The organism is Bacteroides congonensis (genome assembly GCF_900130125.1).
GTDB classification, from domain to species: Bacteria; Bacteroidota; Bacteroidia; order Bacteroidales; family Bacteroidaceae; genus Bacteroides; species Bacteroides congonensis.
Map to the genome: position 1 here is coordinate 665,755 of NZ_FQXY01000009.1, position 18,721 is coordinate 684,475.

General features: G+C 44.4%; 14 protein-coding genes and 1 pseudogene. 9 read left to right on the forward strand and 6 right to left on the reverse strand.

The features are described from left to right. The 3 genes from BQ7997_RS09410 to BQ7997_RS09420 form a co-directional block, all read right to left on the reverse strand. Positions 1-1,158: an MFS transporter gene (locus BQ7997_RS09410; protein ID WP_073345717.1), complete on the reverse strand. Its 1,158-nt coding sequence runs from the start codon at positions 1,156-1,158 to the stop codon at positions 1-3. A 9-nt stretch (positions 1,159-1,167) separates the two neighbouring features. Continuing rightward, positions 1,168-1,989, reverse strand: a complete 822-nt coding sequence (gene panB / locus BQ7997_RS09415) for a 3-methyl-2-oxobutanoate hydroxymethyltransferase (protein ID WP_022137289.1) — start codon at positions 1,987-1,989, stop codon at positions 1,168-1,170. A gap of 200 nt (positions 1,990-2,189) precedes the next feature. Next, a complete protein-coding gene (locus BQ7997_RS09420) occupies positions 2,190-2,837 on the reverse strand; it encodes an HAD family hydrolase (RefSeq protein ID WP_073345719.1) in 648 nt (215 codons plus the stop codon). Between the two features lie 170 nt (positions 2,838-3,007). On the opposite strand from BQ7997_RS09420, the gene BQ7997_RS09425 reads away from it, so the two are divergent. Next, positions 3,008-4,375 carry an MATE family efflux transporter gene (locus BQ7997_RS09425; RefSeq protein ID WP_073345722.1) on the forward strand — a complete coding sequence of 456 codons (1,368 nt, stop codon included), beginning with the start codon at positions 3,008-3,010 and terminating at the stop codon, positions 4,373-4,375. 38 nt (positions 4,376-4,413) lie between these two features. On the opposite strand, the pseudogene BQ7997_RS09430 reads toward BQ7997_RS09425, so the two are convergent. From BQ7997_RS09430 to BQ7997_RS09440, 3 genes and pseudogenes are all read right to left on the reverse strand, one after another. Continuing rightward, positions 4,414-4,599 (reverse strand): annotated as a pseudogene (locus BQ7997_RS09430) (hypothetical protein); the annotation flags it as partial. 171 nt (positions 4,600-4,770) lie between these two features. Then, positions 4,771-5,445, reverse strand: a complete 675-nt coding sequence (locus tag BQ7997_RS09435) for an ABC transporter ATP-binding protein (RefSeq protein WP_073345726.1) — start codon at positions 5,443-5,445, stop codon at positions 4,771-4,773. A gap of 24 nt (positions 5,446-5,469) precedes the next feature. Next, positions 5,470-7,779, reverse strand: a complete 2,310-nt coding sequence (locus BQ7997_RS09440; protein ID WP_073345728.1) for an ABC transporter permease — start codon at positions 7,777-7,779, stop codon at positions 5,470-5,472. 269 nt (positions 7,780-8,048) lie between these two features. Between BQ7997_RS09440 and BQ7997_RS09445 the strand changes: the two genes are divergently transcribed. The 8 genes from BQ7997_RS09445 to BQ7997_RS09480 all read left to right on the forward strand — a co-directional run bounded on the left by BQ7997_RS09445 (position 8,049) and on the right by BQ7997_RS09480 (position 18,580). Next, positions 8,049-8,852, forward strand: coding sequence for a metallophosphoesterase family protein (locus BQ7997_RS09445; protein ID WP_073345731.1), 804 nt, complete (start codon positions 8,049-8,051; stop codon positions 8,850-8,852). After that, the gene (locus tag BQ7997_RS09450; RefSeq protein WP_022137296.1) at positions 8,833-9,636 is read left to right on the forward strand and encodes a hypothetical protein; all 804 of its coding nucleotides are present in this window, start codon (positions 8,833-8,835) and stop codon (positions 9,634-9,636) included. The genes BQ7997_RS09445 and BQ7997_RS09450 overlap by 20 nt, the downstream gene beginning before the upstream one ends. 76 nt (positions 9,637-9,712) lie before the next feature. Beyond that, complete coding sequence (locus tag BQ7997_RS09455) at positions 9,713-11,056, forward strand: sigma-54-dependent transcriptional regulator (protein WP_073345733.1); 1,344 nt, start codon at positions 9,713-9,715, stop codon at positions 11,054-11,056. After that, on the forward strand, positions 11,053-12,366 hold the full coding sequence (locus BQ7997_RS09460; protein ID WP_073345736.1) for a sensor histidine kinase: 1,314 nt from the start codon (positions 11,053-11,055) through the stop codon (positions 12,364-12,366). The genes BQ7997_RS09455 and BQ7997_RS09460 overlap by 4 nt, the downstream gene beginning before the upstream one ends. A 38-nt stretch (positions 12,367-12,404) precedes the next feature. Continuing rightward, positions 12,405-13,073, forward strand: a complete 669-nt coding sequence (locus BQ7997_RS09465; RefSeq protein ID WP_073345738.1) for a Crp/Fnr family transcriptional regulator — start codon at positions 12,405-12,407, stop codon at positions 13,071-13,073. 140 nt (positions 13,074-13,213) lie between these two features. Next, positions 13,214-14,845, forward strand: coding sequence for a hydroxylamine reductase (gene hcp / locus BQ7997_RS09470; RefSeq protein ID WP_073345741.1), 1,632 nt, complete (start codon positions 13,214-13,216; stop codon positions 14,843-14,845). A gap of 264 nt (positions 14,846-15,109) precedes the next feature. Beyond that, positions 15,110-16,570, forward strand: coding sequence for a potassium/proton antiporter (locus BQ7997_RS09475; RefSeq protein ID WP_044656557.1), 1,461 nt, complete (start codon positions 15,110-15,112; stop codon positions 16,568-16,570). Between the two features lie 345 nt (positions 16,571-16,915). Continuing rightward, positions 16,916-18,580 (forward strand): long-chain fatty acid--CoA ligase, encoded by a 1,665-nt coding sequence (locus BQ7997_RS09480; protein WP_073345743.1) that lies wholly within the window; start codon positions 16,916-16,918, stop codon positions 18,578-18,580. Positions 18,581-18,721 lie beyond the last annotated feature (141 nt).

Genomic DNA, 18,721 nt, shown 5'->3' on the forward strand with positions numbered 1-18,721 from the left:
TTATCTCACTTTCTTTCTTATATAATAAGGATACGTCGCAATGACGAAAAACACTAAAGCGACCGAAGCTACCATCTGTCCGACATGAAGCATCTTGTCGGTATCCAAATCCAGATAGCAAGTAGTGGCGATACCTAAGGAGATTCCGACCTCGCTTGCCAGAAGATGGGTGGTGTTTGCCGTTCCACGCTGGCAATGATGGGAAAGTTTCACAAATATGACCAGAAATTCCGGCAGGATAAGCCCCAGTCCGAGTCCTAAGAGCACGGAAGGAACGGCTATCGAAGTAGTCGCATTCAGCAGGGACATAGCCAGCATTTCCAGTCCGATTCCTACAATGACCAGTCTGAGCGTTTTCTCTTTCATAAAGAACAGGCGTGCCAGAAACAGAGATACGAGGTATCCTACTCCTACTCCTGCAAAGAAAGGTACGGGGATTCCCGTAGTTCCGAGTACAGAGTCGTTAAGGAAAGGATGAACGAGCGGAATCAGTAGTCCCGGCACGAACGTAATCAGAATCATATTGATGGCAGGCACCCAACTCCGCAACAGCAAGAAACGGTCGAAGGAATAGAGCTTGGTGACAATCGGCGCACGGAAAGGCACATAGACACCGGACACTACGAGGATTCCCGCTGCTCCGGTGATAACGGAGACGGACAGCAGATTTTGGAAGGAATAACTCTGATAGAGCCATACTCCGAGAATGATACCCAGTATCATCCCTAGGCGTGCCACCCATGAGAAACTGACATTCCCCGCACTGCGCAGTGTAGAGTTGGTGATGTCGATTGCCAAGGTGATGCCTGCTGTTGTGGCTATGCCGAATGCCAATCCCTGTACGGTACTCAGCAGGATAAGTTCCGTTATGTTAGTCACAAAAGCATAACCTACCGTTGCCGCTACCATCAGGGCAAAAGAGAATATACACACACTCTTACGTTTGTATGCATCTACGAGGTAGGCATGGAAAGGGCCGATAAGGAACATTCCCAGCGTGAAAAAGAGAAAGATTACTCCTGTCTGTGCAACCGGCACTCCGAGACGGTCGGCCATCTCAACGGAAAGCACCGGAAATAACACATACAAGGATATAAACAACAGCAAATTAGCTACACATATCCGCATAAAATGAACTGTCCACAATTTAACTGCCATATAGTTTGTTTAATATTGTTCCTTCTCGTTGGGGAAGTAGCAATTCTTCACATCGGATACATAACGGCTGATAGCATCGGTCATCACCGTGTACAAATCGGCGTAACGACGCAAGAAACGGGGACGGAAGCCGTTGTTCATGCCAAGCATATCCTGAATAACCAGTACCTGGCCGTCTACATGACCGCCTGCACCGATACCGATAATAGGTATAGTCAGCTCGGAAGCTACACGTTCGGCAAGGGTTGCCGGAATCTTTTCGAGCACGATGGCGAAACAGCCCGCTTCTTCGAGCAAATGGGCGTCGCGAATCAGTTTCTCAGCTTCAGCGTCGTCTTTGGCGCGTACGGTGTAAGTTCCGTATTTATTAATAGACTGCGGCATTAGTCCTAGATGTCCCATTACCGGAATACCTGCGCTGATAATACGTTTCACAGAACCAATGATTTCTTCTCCGCCTTCCAGTTTCAAAGCATCGGCGTGACTCTCTTTCATGATGCGGATAGCGGAAGCAAGTCCTTCCATTTCGTTGCCCTGATAGGAACCGAAAGGCATGTCAACGACTACCATGGCACGTTTTACACCACGTACTACGGACTTAGCGTGATAAATCATTTGGTCAAGCGTGATGGGCAGCGTGGTTACGTTACCTGCCATTACATTGGAAGCGGAGTCGCCTACGAGGATAACATCCATTCCTGCACCGTCTACAATCTGTGCCATCGTGTAGTCATAGGAAGTAAGCATAGAAATCTTTTCGCCTCTCTGTTTCATTTCAACCAAGCGATGAGTAGTCACCTTTCTTGTGTCATCTGATATATAACCAGCCATGTCTTTTTTAAGTTTTAATTATAAATTTATTATTATGTGTTTTGAGCTGTGTCGTTAAACATCAGCAAAAAATCGGGGCAAAGTTATAACATTTAATTCATAACAGAGAAGGAAATACAAAAAATCCTCTCAATCACTCGTCAGGGATAGCTGACGGGCGGTCGGGAAGATGGATGAAGACGTTTAAATGCGGAACGGGGTCAGCGGTTCAGCGTCAACAGTTTATCGTAGGTCATTCCGGTAAAGTCGTCCGTGATGTAATGGGCTTTTCCGGTGATGGCTTCGCGGGAGTTGGTGGTGGCGAGTCCGATAACGGTTGCGCCTGAAGTCATTCCGGCTTGCAGGCCGTGGAAGGAGTCTTCAAAGACGTATGTGCTTTCGGGGGTGGATTCAAATATTTCCATTCCTAACAGGAAACAGTCGGGAGCGGGTTTGGAACGGGCAAACATCTCGCCAGTAAGGATGCGGTCTACCATTCCTTTAAATTCGGGATGGGCGTTATAAACGTTCTGCATCTTTTCCTCGTTGGAGCTGGTGACTACGGCTATCTTTACGTCATGACGGTGCAGGTCGGCGATAAAGGCTTCTACACCGGGGATGTATTCGTAGGACATCTGTTTCTCGAAGACGTTAAGTTTCGCTGTGATTTCCTGCTGTGTTTCGGGGAGAGTCGAGAAGTATTTCTCGTAGATTTGCGCCAAGGTTTGTCCTTTGATCCGGCGCCCGAAATCTTCTTCGTTCAGATATTTCAGTCCTTGTTCGTTCCAGAAAACGGTGTACTGCGTCTCTGTATCCATAATGACACCGTCGAAGTCGAACAGTGCCGCAATTGTCTTTGTTGTATTCATATCAAACTTTCTTTTTACCTAAAACGTTAAACCTTGTGTATCAACGGGCGCAAAGTTCCGAATAATCATCGAATCAGGCAAATTATTCGTACCTTTGCAAAGCTAAAAAAAACGTAACATACGTTTTTATCCAACAATTCTACTGGTTTATCCAACAAATCGACTGACGCATGAGCAAGAACGACCCACATATCTTAGGAAAAGAGAGTATCGGCAAACTGCTGTTACAATACTCCATTCCCGCTATTATAGGAATGACGATTACTTCCATCTATAATATTATTGATAGTATTTTTATCGGGCATGGGGTCGGCCCGATGGCTATTGCGGGGTTGGCTATCAGTTTCCCACTGATGAATCTTGTGGTGGCTTTCTGTACGTTAGTGTCGGCGGGCGGTTCTACGCTTGCTTCTATCCGTCTGGGGCAAAAGGATATGAAGGGGGCTACGGAGATTCTGTCACATACGCTGATGCTCTGCATCACAAATTCTTTCTTCTTCGGGATATTGTCTTTCATCTTTTTGGATGATATATTGACTTTCTTCGGGGCGAGTCCTGATACGTTGCCTTATGCACGTAGTTTTATGCAGGTTATTTTATTGGGAACTCCCATTACTTATACGATGATAGGATTGAACAACGTGATGCGTGCTACCGGCTATCCGAAGAAGGCGATGCTTACTTCTATGGTGACGGTGGTGGCTAATATCATCCTCGCCCCTATCTTTATCTTCCACTTTGAATGGGGAATGCGCGGTGCTGCTACGGCAACGGTCATTTCGCAGTTGATCGGCATGGTGTGGGTGGTGAGCCATTTTATGAAGAAAGACAGCACGGTGCATTTTGAAGGAAAGGTATGGAAGATGAAGCGGAGAATCGTGGAGAGTATTTTCGCTATCGGCATGTCGCCGTTTCTGATGAATGTTTGCGCGTGTGCCATTGTTATTATTATCAATAACAGTTTGCAGGAATATGGGGGCGATATGGCTATCGGCGCGTATGGTATCATCAACCGATTGCTGACGCTTTATGTTATGATTGTATTGGGATTGACGATGGGCATGCAGCCGATTGTCGGTTATAACTTCGGGGCACAGAAGATAGACCGGATGAAGCAGACGTTGAAACTGGGGATTATCTCGGGAGTGGTTATCACTAGCAGCGGTTTCCTGATTTGTGAGTTTTTCCCGCATGCGGTGTCCGCGCTCTTTACGGATAATGATGAACTGATCGGGCTTGCCGTAGAAGGACTGCGCTTGACGGTATTGATGTTCCCGTTCGTAGGGGCACAGATTGTTATCGGTAACTTCTTCCAAAGTATCGGCAAGGCGAAAATCAGCATTTTCCTTTCGCTGACAAGGCAGTTGCTTTATTTGTTGCCTTGCCTGTTGCTTTTCCCCAATTGGTGGGGATTAGGATTGAAAGGGATTTGGATTAGTATGCCGGTATCGGATGCATTGGCGTTTATTACGGCGGTTGTCAGTCTGATGATTTATATTAAGAAGGTGTCGAAACAACAGAGTGTGATAGCAGAATAAGGCTGTTCCTGCCCTATTCTGTTTTTGTCCTGTAACTTCTATTCCGCTTTGATGCTATTTACCGGATTCTCATTGGCGATATGCCATGCTTTCAGAACAACACAAATTACAATCAGTAATTGAACAAAAAGGGCTGTGCCTACAAAAAGCAACGTATCCAAATCAATCTGTTCGGCAAACTGGTCAAGCCATGCCTGTTCCGCAAAATAAGAGACAACCGTTCCGCATCCGGATAGCATTGTTCAAAATTTAGCTCGAAAGCTATCTGCGAGAAAAGCAGAATACCAATAGTCAGTCCCAATGAAAGAGAGATGATTCTTATGATATTCGAGCTGCGCTCACGTAGTAATGTGTGTATATTATAGTAGATTTGTCTCATACTGTTTCGTATTTTTTTATGCTGTGACACTCGCTACAATACTACCATCGAACAAATGTATAGTGCGATGGGCAAAACTCGCATCGTGCTGTGAGTGTGTCACCATAATAATGGTAGTTCCTTCCTTATTCAGTTCCGTCAGTAGATTCATCACTTCCGCGCCATTCTTTGAATCAAGATTACCTGTCGGTTCATCGGCAAGAATCAGCTTCGGGTTAGTCACTACGGCGCGGGCAATGGCTACACGCTGTTGCTGACCGCCGGAAAGCTGTTGCGGGAAGTGCTTGGCACGGTGGCTGATATTCATTCTTTTCAGGATGTCTTCCACCATGCGGCGGCGTTCGGAAGATTTAATGCCCAGGTAGGTCAAAGGGAGTTCCACGTTTTCGTAAACGTTCAGTTCGTCTATCAGGTTGAAACTTTGGAATACGAAGCCTAACTTGCCTTTGCGGACATGAGTGCGCTCCTTTTCTTTCAGTCCGGCCACTTCTTCGTCTACCAATCGGTAAGAACCTTCGGTGGGATTATCCAACAGTCCGAGGATATTCAGCAAGGTAGATTTACCACAGCCGGAAGGCCCCATAATGGCTACAAACTCTCCTTCTTTTACGTCAAGGCTTACGTGATTCAAAGCTACTGTCTCCACTTCGGAAGTACGGAATACTTTACTGATGTTGTTTATTTCAATCATAATCTTTTTATTTTATGTTTTTAATTATTCGCTTTTAATACTGTTTACCGGGTTTTCATTCGCTATGTGCCAGGATTTCCAAACGACACAGGCAACGATGACAAGCAGGTTGACTATCGCTATCAGGACATAGGCCGCCCAACTGACGGGCACGTGTTCGGCAAACATATCCATCCACATATCATTGACATACCAGGAAGCTATCACGCCGATAACAACTGCAATAACGGCTATATAGAGCACGTCTTTCACCAGCATTTCCAGAATACCGGATGCTTCGGCACCGTTGACCTTACGGATGGCAATCTCTTTGGAACGGCGGCGGACTTCGTCGGTGGTATATCCTATCAATCCCATCAGCATCACAAAGAACATGGTTATCGCCGCCAACATAGTGGCGTTACTGAATACACGGACTGAATTATAACTGTCTTTTATCATTTGTTCCATCGGACGGAAATCAATCGTTTTATCGGGGAATGCTTCTGCCGATTCTTTATTCAGTTTCTGAAGGTTTTCCATGAATGGTTCTTTTAGACGGATGTGGATACAGGATCCAAATTTCTTGGTGACCATAATGGTGATAGGTTGTTGCGGATTAGTGAAATTTCCGATACGAAAATCTTTGAGAACTCCCACTACCTTGCAGACATAACCGGAGTTGTAGACGGTACGATTCAGCAGGTCGTTTCCCCAGTGCATCCATTCGCCAAATGTCTCATTGATTACCGTTTCTTCACGGTTGCGCGGCATACGTCCTTCTTTCATAACCATCCCCATCATTGCCGGATAATCTTCCATCATATCACAATAACGGGATGAAAAAAGTGACTGTCCACCTTCATTTTGAATCATTGTCCCGCTATAACTATACACCGGATGGGTATCGGCACTGGACACCGCCTCTACATATGGCAGACCCTTAAAGAACGTCAGAGCATAATTCTGATTCTCGTCATTTCCAAAACTGGCACTGGCTACGACAACACGTTGCGGGTTATATCCAAGCTCTTTGTTCAGTACATAATAATATTGCAGCATCACTACATACATCAGTCCGCAGATAAAGGCTACGCCAGCAAACTGCACGAACAGTAACGGCCGTTTCCAACCTTTCTTTCCTTCGGTATAGCGGTGAAATACTTGGGATACAGGTATCTTGGCAAACAGACGACCGGGCAATATTCCGCCTATTACGAACAGTACGACGACAATTAGCAAAGGTACCCAAAGACGGTCTAAAGCGAACAGGGCACTTAGCTCGACAGACGCGGTATCTTCAAAGAATTCACGGAAGTTCAACAGGATTAAGCCCATCAGCACCAATGCGAGTAGAATAATGACGCCTGTTTCCAACAGGAACATACTTAATATCCTGCCGCTGCCTGCACCGTTGCACTTATGTACACCGATGGCTTTGGCACGTTGAGAAAGTGAGGAAATGGAAATCAAGACATAATTCAAGGTAGCGATAAAGAGAATGATGATTCCCAAGATTGACATGATATTCCGCATCCGCTTCACATCCTTATACTCACGATAAACATCACGAATAGGTTTCACGAAAGCTGTATAGCCTACCACCTTTTGATCTTCCGCAGGACGGTATTTCTTTATCATTTCATCTATGCGGGCATTTACCACCGACTTGTCGGATCCCGGACGGAAGCGGATAAAGGCGAGCCAACTGTCTCCCCCTCTCCATGAGTAATTTCCCCAATTACGAGTCCAGATGGTAGGTAAGGAAACCACGGCTTCCGGTCTTACCGTGGAATTCTCCGGGATGTCGACAAAGGTTCCTTTTACCGTTAACTCTATATCCTTGTTGTAGGTGATTACTTTCCCTATCGGGTTTTCCTTATCAAACATCTTCCGTGCCAGGCGGTCGCTCAAAAAGATAACGTCTTTCTGCATCAGTTCTTTTTCAGGGATACCACTCAGTACTTCAATCCCCATCGTCTTGAAGAAAAGTGAATCGGCTACAAGCTTACGGGCATCGAAACGGACACTTCCATTATAAAGAGAGGCTCCCATCCAGTCACAATAACTGGTAGCCGCTTCCACTTCTTTGGGAAAATTCTCCAAGATAGCGCCTGCCACCGGGCCGCAATTCTTATCTTGCGGCTCAAAAGTCTGTCCGTTCGTGGAAAAGACGGAGAAAATCTGATATAGGTTATCATATTCCTTGAAGCACTTATCGAAACTCTGCTCGAAAGCTACACGGGCAAACAACAGGATACTCATTGTCAGTCCCAATGCCAAAGAAAGGATTTTGATAATGTTTGAACCACGCCCCCGCAACAAAGTCCGGATTACATAATAGAGTTGTTTCATATTTTAGATGTTTTTCTGTTTTTTCTCTATTTATTAAACGCAGAAAGCGTGCCAAAAAGAATAATAACTCATTATCAACTGTTTACCTTTTAGAGTCTTGCAAATACTGTCTAATAATTAGACAGCAGCGTCTAATTATTAGACAACGGTGAACTGTTCTATTTTACACATTTATTGTTCGTTCACTCCTCATTCGCGTTTTAGCCGTTGTCCATCCAAACAGAAAACTATATCTTTGCGTAAAGTTTTCTAAACTATAATATTTAATTATGATGAGAAAGAATTTATATGTACTCTTGTCGTGTCTGTTCCTCTCCGGATGTGGTATGATAGATTATCATCCGTACGATGTCCGCATCAGTGGCGAAACTAATGTCAATGCACACAATATCGAAAAGATAGAAGCGAATTGCAAAGGGAAGACTACACTACGCTTCGCAACCATGGGCGATTCACAACGTTGGTATGACGAAACAGAAGATTTCGTGAAAGCGATTAATAAACGGAATGATATTGATTTCGTCATTCATGGCGGGGATATGAGTGACTTCGGGGTGACGAAAGAATTCCTTTGGCAACGTGATATTATGAACGGGCTAAACGTACCTTACGTGGCTCTGATTGGGAACCATGACTGTTTGGGTACGGGGGCGGAAACATACAAAGCTGTGTTCGGTGCTACGAATTTCTCCTTTATTGCAGGCAATGTGAAGTTTGTCTGCCTGAATACCAATGCACTGGAATATGATTATTCAGAGCCTGTTCCCGATTTCACTTTCATGGAGCAGGAAATAACGAACAGAAGCGATGAATTTGAAAAGACAGTAATTAGTATGCATGCGCGTCCTTATACGGATGTATTCAATGATAACGTGGCAAAAGTATTCCATCGTTATGTCACTCAATACCCGGGCATACAATTCTGCACGGCCGCGCACACCCACCATCATCGGGACGACGTGATTTTTGATGATGCCATACATTATATCACCAGTGACTGCATGGATTACCGCAGTTATCTGGTGTTTACCATAACTCCGGAAAAATACGAATATGAACTGGTTAAATACTAAATATATCTTACGGGCAGGAGTGCTGTCGGTACTCCTCTCCTTCCCCTTACTGGTTTCGGCCACTTGCAAGACGGATACTCTCATTAATACATTTAAAATGGAATCACTCCATTTTGTTATTAAGGATGATTCGATTATTGCCTTTCATACAGGAGATTCGGTCTTTACTGTTATCAAGGCGGATTCTGTATTGCCTGCCACACCCAAGCATGTCAAGCATTCCCGTTATGACAAACGGGTACACCGTTTGCGCAGGAACTGGGAACGAATCATCCCGACTCATTCCAAGATACAATATGCCGGAAATATGGGATTGCTTTCTTTCGGCACAGGCTGGGATTATGGTAAGCGGAATCAATGGGAAACGGATGTTTTGCTCGGATTTATCCCGAAGTATTCTTCTAAAAAGGCGAAAGTAACCCTGACGCTCAAACAGAATTATATGCCCTGGAGCATCAATATAGGGAAAGGATTCTCTACGGAACCTCTTGCCTGCGGTCTTTATGTGAATACGGTATTCGGAGACCAATTTTGGGTAAATGAGCCCGACCGCTATCCGAAAGGTTACTATGGCTTTTCAAGCAAAGTACGTTTCCATGTCTTTATGGGGCAGCGGCTGACTTATGATATTGACCCGCAACGCAGATTCCTGGCAAAATCCGTGACATTTTTCTATGAAATAAGTACGTGCGACCTGTACTTGATTAGTGCCGTACAGAATAGCTATCTCCGTCCGCGTGATTACCTAAGCCTGTCTTTCGGATTGAAGTTCCAATGGCTGTAAATTTAATTTTGAAATCCAAATATTGAATTATCAACTACTTTTTTCGTAAGTTTGCGCATTACAAACTTACACGAAAATGGGTAAATCAGGAACAATCATCATTGTAGACGATAATAAAGGGGTGCTGACCGCAGTACAAATCCTTTTAAAAAGCTATTTCTCAAAAGTCGTTACACTCTCCTCTCCCGTCACGCTGACAAGCGTCATTCGGGAAGAGATGCCGGAAGTAATATTGCTGGATATGAATTTTACATCGGGCATCAATACCGGTAATGAAGGATTGTTTTGGTTGCATGAAATAAAGAAAGTATGTCCGGGGCTTCCGGTCGTACTTTTTACGGCTTACGCGGATATTGAACTGGCTATCCGGGGGATAAAGGAAGGGGCAACCGACTTTATCGTGAAGCCCTGGGATAACCAAAAGCTAGTGGCAACCCTGCAAACCGCAGCCGCGTCTACACTCCGCGAAAAGAAAACGAGCGTAAAAGAAGAACCGATTCACCCGGCTATGTACTGGGGAGAAAGCAAAGTGATGCAGCAACTCCGCACGCTGATTGAAAAGGTGGCCGCCACCGATGCCAATATCCTGATAACCGGTGAGAACGGAACGGGAAAGGAGATGCTGGCACGTGAAATTCATTCCCTGTCCAACCGGAAACATAAAGAAATGATTGCTGTTGATATGGGGACTATCACGGAGTCCTTGTTTGAAAGCGAGCTTTTCGGGCATATAAAAGGCTCTTTCACGGATGCACACGCTGACCGTACAGGCAAGTTCGAGTCTGCCGACAAAAGCACCCTGTTTTTGGATGAAATAGGAAATCTGCCTTATCATCTGCAAGCCAAACTGCTGACTGTCATCCAACGCCGAAGTATTGTGCGTGTAGGAAGCAATACTCCTGTTCCCATTGACATCCGGCTGATATGCGCAACGAACCGGAATCTGCAAGAGATGGTAGGAAAAGAAGAATTCCGGGAAGATTTGCTGTATCGAATCAATACCATTCATGTGGAAATTCCCCCTTTGCGGGAACGGAAAGAGGATATCATTCCACTTGCGGAAAGGTTTATCGTACGGTTCTGCAAGCAATATGACAAGGCTGTGATGGCATTTGCGCCCGAAGCAAAAGAGAAACTGACAGCGCATCCCTGGTATGGAAATATCCGCGAACTGGAACACGTGATTGAAAAGGCTATCATTATCAATGACAGCCCGTTGATTCCTGCCGGGCTGTTTCAATTATCCGTTCCACGTACGGCAGGGATTCAGGAGAAAAGTATTTCCACACTGGAAGAGATGGAGATACAGATGATACGGAAAGCCCTGGACGCCTGTGCAGGAAATCTATCGGCAGTTGCCGGCCAACTGGGAATCACCAGGCAGACTCTTTATAACAAGATGAAAAAGTTCGGATTATGAGAAAGTTTTTCCGGCAACTTAGTTACCGATATTGGTTCAGGATAGTACTGACTGTCTGTGCTTGTCTGCTGACTGTCTGGTTTGATTTTCAGAAGGAATATATAGGATTCGGTATCTGCGTCATTCTACTGATTCTAAGCGTTATATGGCAAATGCGGCTATACCGCCATCATATCAAGCAAGTACTTTTCATGATTGATGCTTTAGAGAATAACGACAATACTTTTCGTTTTCCCGAAGAAGACGGAACAATGGAAAGCAGGCAAATTAATGTAGCGCTCAACCGGGTTGGACATATCTTATATAATGTAAAGTCGGAAACAGCGCAACAGGAAAAATACTACGAACTGATTTTGGACTTTGTCAGCACCGGATTGTTAGTGCTTAATGACAATGGGGCAGTCTATCAGAAGAACAAAGAAGCTCTGCGACTTATAGGATTGAATATATTCACGCACGTCCGCCAGTTAAGTAAAGTAGATACCGAATTGATGAACAGGGTGGAAAATTGCCGTCCCGGAGACAAGCTGCAAGTAACTTTCCATAATGAGCGGGGAACGGTCAACCTGTCCATACGCGTATCTGAAATCAATGTGCGCAAAGAGCATCTGCGCATCCTGGCACTGAATGACATTAATACCGAACTGGACGAAAAGGAAATAGATTCATGGATTCGCCTGACGCGTGTACTTACGCATGAGATTATGAATTCGGTCACTCCCATCACTTCCCTTTGCGACACGCTCCTTTCCATGTCGGAGAGCAAGGACGAAGAAATCAGCCATGGATTGCAGACTATCAGCGCTACGGGAAAAGGACTGCTCTCTTTTGTAGAATCTTACCGGCAGTTCACACGCATACCGACTCCCGAACCATCTTTATTCTATGTAAAGGCATTTATAGAAAGAATGGTCGAACTCGCCCGCCATCAGAACCCGTGTGATAACATCATCTTCCATACGGAGATTTCTCCTGCGGACTTGATTCTATATGCAGATGAGAATTTGATTTCGCAAGTGGTTATCAATCTCCTGAAGAATGCCATTCAAGCTATCGGTAGCCAACCGGATGGAAAAATTGAGATTCAGGCTTATTGCAATGACACGGAAGAAATACTGATTGAAATAAAAAACAACGGCCCTGAAATCCCGTTAGAGATAGCGGAGCATATATTCATCCCTTTCTTTACCACCAAGGAAGGGGGTAGCGGAATCGGATTAAGCATCTCCCGTCAGATTATGCGCCTTTCAGGCGGAAGTCTTACGTTACTGCCGGACAAGGAAACCAGGTTTATCCTTAAATTCAAATAATAACAGCCAACTATAACCCCCAATAATAATAGCCGATTATGATACCTACACTCATCAATAACCCGTTATTCCGTGGTATTACTCCTGAAAGGCTTTCTGCCGATTTGGAAGCAATCAGTTTCCACACCCGTTCTTATAAGAAAGGGGAAATACTCGCCCGGCAGGGAGATGTGTGCAACCGCCTGGTCATCCTGACCCAAGGAAGTGTACGCGGTGAAATGATTGACTATTCGGGACGGCTTATCAAAGTGGAAGACATAGCTGCGCCAAGAGCCCTCGCTCCTTTGTTTCTTTTTGGAGAAGAGAATCGCTTTCCGGTAGAAGTGACTGCCAACGAACCGACGGAAGTTATCGAACTTCCCAAATCGAGCGTCCTGAACCTGTTTCGTAAGAACGAGCAGTTTTTGGAAAACTATATGAACCTTTCCGCCAATTATGCACGGACGTTATCGGATAAGCTGTTCTTCATGTCCTTCAAGACGATTCGGCAGAAACTGGCTTCTTATCTGCTCCGGTTGCATAAACAGCAGCAGCAATTACATATCACTCTCGACCGTTCGCAACAGGAGTTAAGCGATTATTTCGGAGTATCGCGTCCTTCCCTCGCACGCGAGCTAGCGCATATGCAGGAAGATGGTCTGCTTATAGCCGACCGGAAGCATATTACGATTCTCCAAAAAGAATCGCTTATCCGGCTCATTCAATAAAAAATTCGGGTAATTAATAGAAAATCCGGAGTATTAATGAAAAAACATTCATCCTTGTAACATTGGTTACAGAATTGGCTCAAACCTTTCCCCTACTTTTGCGTTCAATAAACTATAAGACTAATTAAAACGTAAAAGTTATGAGTATGTTCTGTTATCAATGTCAAGAGACTGCAATGGGTACTGGTTGTACCTTGAAAGGAGTATGCGGTAAAACATCCGAAGTGGCTAATCTGCAAGACTTGTTACTCTTTGTAGTACGGGGAATTGCTGTCTACAACGAACACCTGCGCAAAGAGGGACATCCTTCTGAAGACGCAGACAAATTTATCTACGATGCCCTGTTTATCACCATTACCAACGCCAACTTTGACAAGGATGCCATCACCCGGAAAATCAAAGAAGGATTGAAGCTGAAAAAAGAACTCGGCAGTAAGGTAACGATTCAAAATGCTCCCGACGAATGTCTTTGGGATGGCAATGAAAACGAGTTTGAAGAAAAATCGAAAACGGTAGGCGTACTTCGTACCCCGAACGAGGATATCCGTTCGCTGAAAGAACTGGTGCACTACGGACTGAAAGGAATGGCGGCTTATGTAGAGCATGCCAACAACCTAGGTTACCAGTCACCGGAAATCTTTGCCTTTATGCAACACGCATTAGCGGAATTAACCCGTAATGACATTACCGTGGAAGAGTTGGTACAACTGACTTTGGAAACAGGGAAACATGGCGTATCCGCTATGGCACAACTGGACAAAGCGAATACAAGCAGCTACGGAAATCCCGAAATCACTGAAGTTAATATCGGCGTCCGCAACAATCCGGGCATTCTTATCAGCGGACACGACCTGAAAGACCTCGAAGAACTGTTGGAACAAACCGAAGGAACGGGAGTAGATGTATATACCCACAGCGAAATGCTTCCTGCACATTACTATCCGCAATTGAAGAAATACAAACACCTGGCGGGGAACTATGGAAATGCCTGGTGGAAACAGAAAGAAGAATTTGAAAGTTTCAACGGCCCTATCCTGTTTACCAGTAACTGTATCGTTCCCCCGCGTGCGAACGCTACTTACAAAGACCGTATTTATATCACAGGAGCCTGCGGACTGGAAGGCGCACATTATATCCCTGAACGGAAAGACGGAAAACCAAAAGACTTCTCCGCACTGATTGCCCATGCCAAGCAATGCCAGCCGCCCGTAGCCATCGAAAACGGAACACTTATCGGCGGATTCGCCCATGCACAGGTGACAGCACTGGCTGATAAAGTGGTAGATGCTGTCAAGAGTGGAGCTATCCGCAAATTCTTTGTCATGGCAGGATGTGACGGACGTATGAAAAGCCGTGAGTATTACACGGAATTTGCGCAGAAGTTACCGAAGGATACCGTTATCCTGACTGCCGGTTGCGCTAAATACCGGTACAATAAATTAGCTTTGGGTGATATTAACGGGATTCCCCGCGTACTGGATGCAGGACAATGTAACGACAGTTACTCATTAGCGGTTATCGCACTGAAACTGAAAGAAATCTTCGGTCTGGACGACGTCAATAAACTGCCTATTGTTTATAATATTGCCTGGTATGAGCAGAAAGCGGTTATCGTATTGTTAGCTCTATTGGCATTAGGTGTGAAGAATATCCACTTAGGCCCCACTCTCCCGGCCTTCCTTTCACCGAATGTAAAGAATGTATTGATTGAGCAATTCGGTATCGGTGGTATCAGTACTGTAGACGAAGATATAATGAAATTCTTGTCATAAACCTTTATAAATAAAAATCACCCGCGCTACCGTTCATCAATCTGTGGTGCGGGTGATTCTTTTCCTTTCTCCAAAAGCGTAAGATTATTTGAATCCATAAGTAGATTGTAGATAATTGAGTATAAAATTAATCTTTTTAGACAATTTAACTACCTTTTTTGACAAAAATACATCCAAATAGGGGTTTTATTTGTTGTTAATAATGTGTAACTTCGCACAGTGAAAACCAATACGACAATTTTATAACTTTATAATATATTGCCTATGATATTTACAGCAGAAAACACCTTACTTATCGGTTCTATCTTACTTTTCGTCAGCATTGTCGTTGGAAAGACCGGATACCGCTTTGGAGTACCCACGTTATTACTATTCCTTGTAGTGGGAATGATATTCGGAAGCGACGGTTTCGGACTCCAGTTCCATAATGCCAAAGAGGCGCAGTTCATCGGTATGGTCGCCTTGAGTATCATCCTTTTCTCGGGTGGTATGGACACGAAATTCAGAGAAATAAAACCTATATTAGGTTCCGGTATCGTGCTTTCCACTGTCGGAGTGCTATTAACAGCCCTATTCACCGGACTCTTTATTTGGTGGTTATCCGGCATGAGTTGGACGAACATTTATTTACCTATCACTACTTCCCTGCTACTGGCAGCTACCATGTCATCTACCGACTCGGCTTCGGTGTTCGCCATTCTTCGTTCACAAAAGATGAACTTAAAGCACAATCTCCGCCCTATGCTGGAGTTGGAGAGTGGAAGTAATGACCCGATGGCATATATGCTTACCATTGTCCTGATACAGTTTATCCAATCTGCAGGCATGGGAGTCGGCGCTATCGCAATGTCCTTTATCATCCAGTTTATTGTAGGTGCCGCTGCCGGATATTTACTCGGCAAACTGGCTATCCGCATGTTGAATAAGCTTAATATTGACAATCAGGCGTTATACCCTATCCTGTTACTGGCTTTTGTTTTCTTTACTTTCTCCATCACCGACTTGCTGAAAGGTAATGGATACCTGGCTGTATATATCGCCGGTATAATGGTAGGAAACAATAAAATCATGCATCGTAAGGAAATCTATACGTTTATGGACGGACTGACCTGGTTGTTCCAAATCATTATGTTCCTCTGCCTGGGATTGCTTGTCAATCCGCACGAAATGTTGGAAGTAGCTGTCGTTGCCTTGCTGATTGGCGTATTTATGATTGTTATCGGTCGCCCGCTAAGCGTATTCCTCTGCTTGCTCCCGTTCCGTAAAATAACGATGAAATCACGCTTGTTCGTGTCGTGGGTAGGATTGCGCGGGGCAGTTCCTATTATCTTCGCCACCTATCCGGTGGTTGCAGGAGTCGAAGGTTCGAATATTATCTTCAATATCGTGTTCTTCATTACCATTGTCTCACTGGTTGTGCAGGGTACTACCATTTCTTTTGTGGCACGTTTACTGCATCTCTCCGAACCACTGGAGAAAACAGGCAATGACTTCGGTGTCGAACTTCCGGAAGAAATAGACTCCGACCTAAGCGACATGACAATCACCCGGGAAATGCTGGAAGAAGCGGATACATTGAAAGATATGAATCTTCCCAAAGGTACACTGGTAATGATTGTGAAACGTGGAGATGAGTTCCTGATTCCCAACGGAACATTGAAATTGCACGAGGGGGATAAACTATTGCTCATTTCCGAGAAATCCAAAGAGGAAGCAATAGAATAGGTACAATTTATGAATAGATTTGCCAGAACTTCGTTATAACTAATTATTTAGGCACGAATTACGCAGATTACACGGTTTTGACTAATTAATCTTTTGAGACCGTGAACTTCGTGTAATCCGTGCCTTATTATTATAATAAATATTTGATTTATCTGATACCTCTCAACGTTTCAAATATACCCGCCAATCAGCTTTAAGGAAGAAACGGGAAAAGCCCGCCGTCAGCCCGAAAGGAATTGTTCGGTCAGTCTCCGTTAATTAACCGTAAAACTTGAATTTAAAATTCGGTTTACACATATGAAGTATTAATTTTGCGCAGTTTTTAACTAAATGTGCAAGAATCGAATGGAACAAGAACATCAGTTCATTGATTATATTGAGCAAAGTATTATCAAAAACTGGGACAAAGATGCCTTAACTGACTATAAAGGAATCACCCTTCAATATAAAGACGTAGCGCGTAAAATCGCTAAATTTCACATCGTACTGGAAAGCGCCGGAATTCAGCCGGGAGATAAAATAGCAGTCTGCGGACGCAACAGTGCCCACTGGGCAGTTACTTTCTTAGCCACTATCACTTATGGAGCCGTTATCGTGCCTATCTTGCATGAATTCAAGGCGGACAACATTCATAATATCGTCAATCACTCCGAAGCCAAACTACTTTTCGTCGGCGACCAGGCTTGGGAAAATCTGAATGAGGATGCCATGCCCTTACTGGAAGGTATTGCTTTGCTGACTGACTTTTCAGCCTTGGTATCACGGAACGAGAAGCTCACTTATGCCTTCGAACACCGGAACGCTATTTATGGCCAGCGGTATCCCAAGAATTTCCGACCGGAACACATCTGTTACCGGAAAGACAGGCCGGAAGAACTGGCGATTATCAACTATACTTCAGGCACTACGGGATATTCAAAAGGAGTCATGCTCCCCTACCGCAGCATTTGGTCGAATGTGGCGTATTGCTTCGAGATGCTTCCGCTTAAGCCGGGAGACAACATCGTTTCCATGCTTCCTATGGGTCATGTATTCGGTATGGTGTACGACTTTCTGTACGGATTCTCGGCAGGTGCGCATATCTACTTCCTGACGCGTATGCCGTCTCCGAAAATCATTTCCCAGTCTTTCTCGGAAATCAAACCAAGAGTAATCTCTTGTGTGCCTTTGATTGTAGAAAAGATTATTAAGAAGGATATTCTGCCTAAAGTGGACAGCAAGATTGGCAAGTTATTGCTCAAAGTGCCTATTGTCAATGACAAGATTAAGTCTTTGGCACGTCAGGCCGCTATGGAAATATTCGGTGGTAACTTTGACGAAATCATTATTGGCGGCGCTCCTTTCAATGCCGAAGTGGAAGCTTTCCTTAAAAAGATAGGATTCCCCTACACTATTGCTTACGGTATGACCGAATGTGGGCCGATAATCTGTTCCAGCCGTTGGGAAACGTTGAAGCTGGCTTCCTGCGGAAAAGCAACGACACGCATGGAAGTGAAAATCGACTCACCGGATCCCCAAACCCATGCCGGAGAAATCATTTGCAGAGGAGCCAATATGATGTTGGGATACTACAAAAATCCCGAAGCTACTGCACAAATCATAGATGTACACGGCTGGCTGCATACGGGCGACCTCGGAACAATGGATGAAGAAGGATACATAACGGTTCGTGGCCGTAGCAAAAACCTGCTTCTTACTTCGAGCGGACAGAACATCTATCCCGAAGAGATTGAAAGCAAATTGAACAACATGCCGTATGTTTCGGAGTCCATCATTGTCTTGCAGCATGAAAAACTGGTAGCTCTTATTTATCCGGATTTCGATGACGCTTTTGCGCATGGATTGCAGCAGGCGGATATTCAAAAAGTAATGGAACAGAACCGTATCGAACTGAATCAGCAGCTTCCCAACTATTCTCAAATAAGCAAGATTAAAATTCATTTCGAAGAATTTGAAAAGACGGCGAAGAAATCAATCAAACGCTTTATGTATCAGGAAGCGAAAGGATAATGCAGTTGGACATGGATATTGTCTCACAATTAAATGATATTTTTTTTTGCAGACAGAATAATATTTTCTTTAGACAGAAGAACATAAGAACAAAAGATGAAACAACAGTAGTAGTTTAATGACCGGCAGAAATAATTTTCC

Excerpts from the sequence above, each read along its gene's own strand:
- BQ7997_RS09480 (WP_073345743.1), top strand. The coding sequence starts at position 16,916 with ATGGAACAAGAACATCAGTTCATTGATTATATTGAGCAAAGTATTATC.
- BQ7997_RS09435 (WP_073345726.1), bottom strand. The coding sequence starts at position 5,445 with ATGATTGAAATAAACAACATCAGTAAAGTATTCCGTACTTCCGAAGTG.
- BQ7997_RS09425 (WP_073345722.1), top strand. The coding sequence starts at position 3,008 with ATGAGCAAGAACGACCCACATATCTTAGGAAAAGAGAGTATCGGCAAA.
- BQ7997_RS09440 (WP_073345728.1), bottom strand. The coding sequence starts at position 7,779 with ATGAAACAACTCTATTATGTAATCCGGACTTTGTTGCGGGGGCGTGGT.
- BQ7997_RS09475 (WP_044656557.1), top strand. The coding sequence starts at position 15,110 with ATGATATTTACAGCAGAAAACACCTTACTTATCGGTTCTATCTTACTT.
- panB (WP_022137289.1), bottom strand. The coding sequence starts at position 1,989 with ATGGCTGGTTATATATCAGATGACACAAGAAAGGTGACTACTCATCGC.
- BQ7997_RS09455 (WP_073345733.1), top strand. The coding sequence starts at position 9,713 with ATGGGTAAATCAGGAACAATCATCATTGTAGACGATAATAAAGGGGTG.
- hcp (WP_073345741.1), top strand. The coding sequence starts at position 13,214 with ATGAGTATGTTCTGTTATCAATGTCAAGAGACTGCAATGGGTACTGGT.
- BQ7997_RS09410 (WP_073345717.1), bottom strand. The coding sequence starts at position 1,158 with ATGGCAGTTAAATTGTGGACAGTTCATTTTATGCGGATATGTGTAGCT.
- BQ7997_RS09460 (WP_073345736.1), top strand. The coding sequence starts at position 11,053 with ATGAGAAAGTTTTTCCGGCAACTTAGTTACCGATATTGGTTCAGGATA.
- BQ7997_RS09420 (WP_073345719.1), bottom strand. The coding sequence starts at position 2,837 with ATGAATACAACAAAGACAATTGCGGCACTGTTCGACTTCGACGGTGTC.
- BQ7997_RS09465 (WP_073345738.1), top strand. The coding sequence starts at position 12,405 with ATGATACCTACACTCATCAATAACCCGTTATTCCGTGGTATTACTCCT.
- BQ7997_RS09445 (WP_073345731.1), top strand. The coding sequence starts at position 8,049 with ATGATGAGAAAGAATTTATATGTACTCTTGTCGTGTCTGTTCCTCTCC.
- BQ7997_RS09450 (WP_022137296.1), top strand. The coding sequence starts at position 8,833 with ATGAACTGGTTAAATACTAAATATATCTTACGGGCAGGAGTGCTGTCG.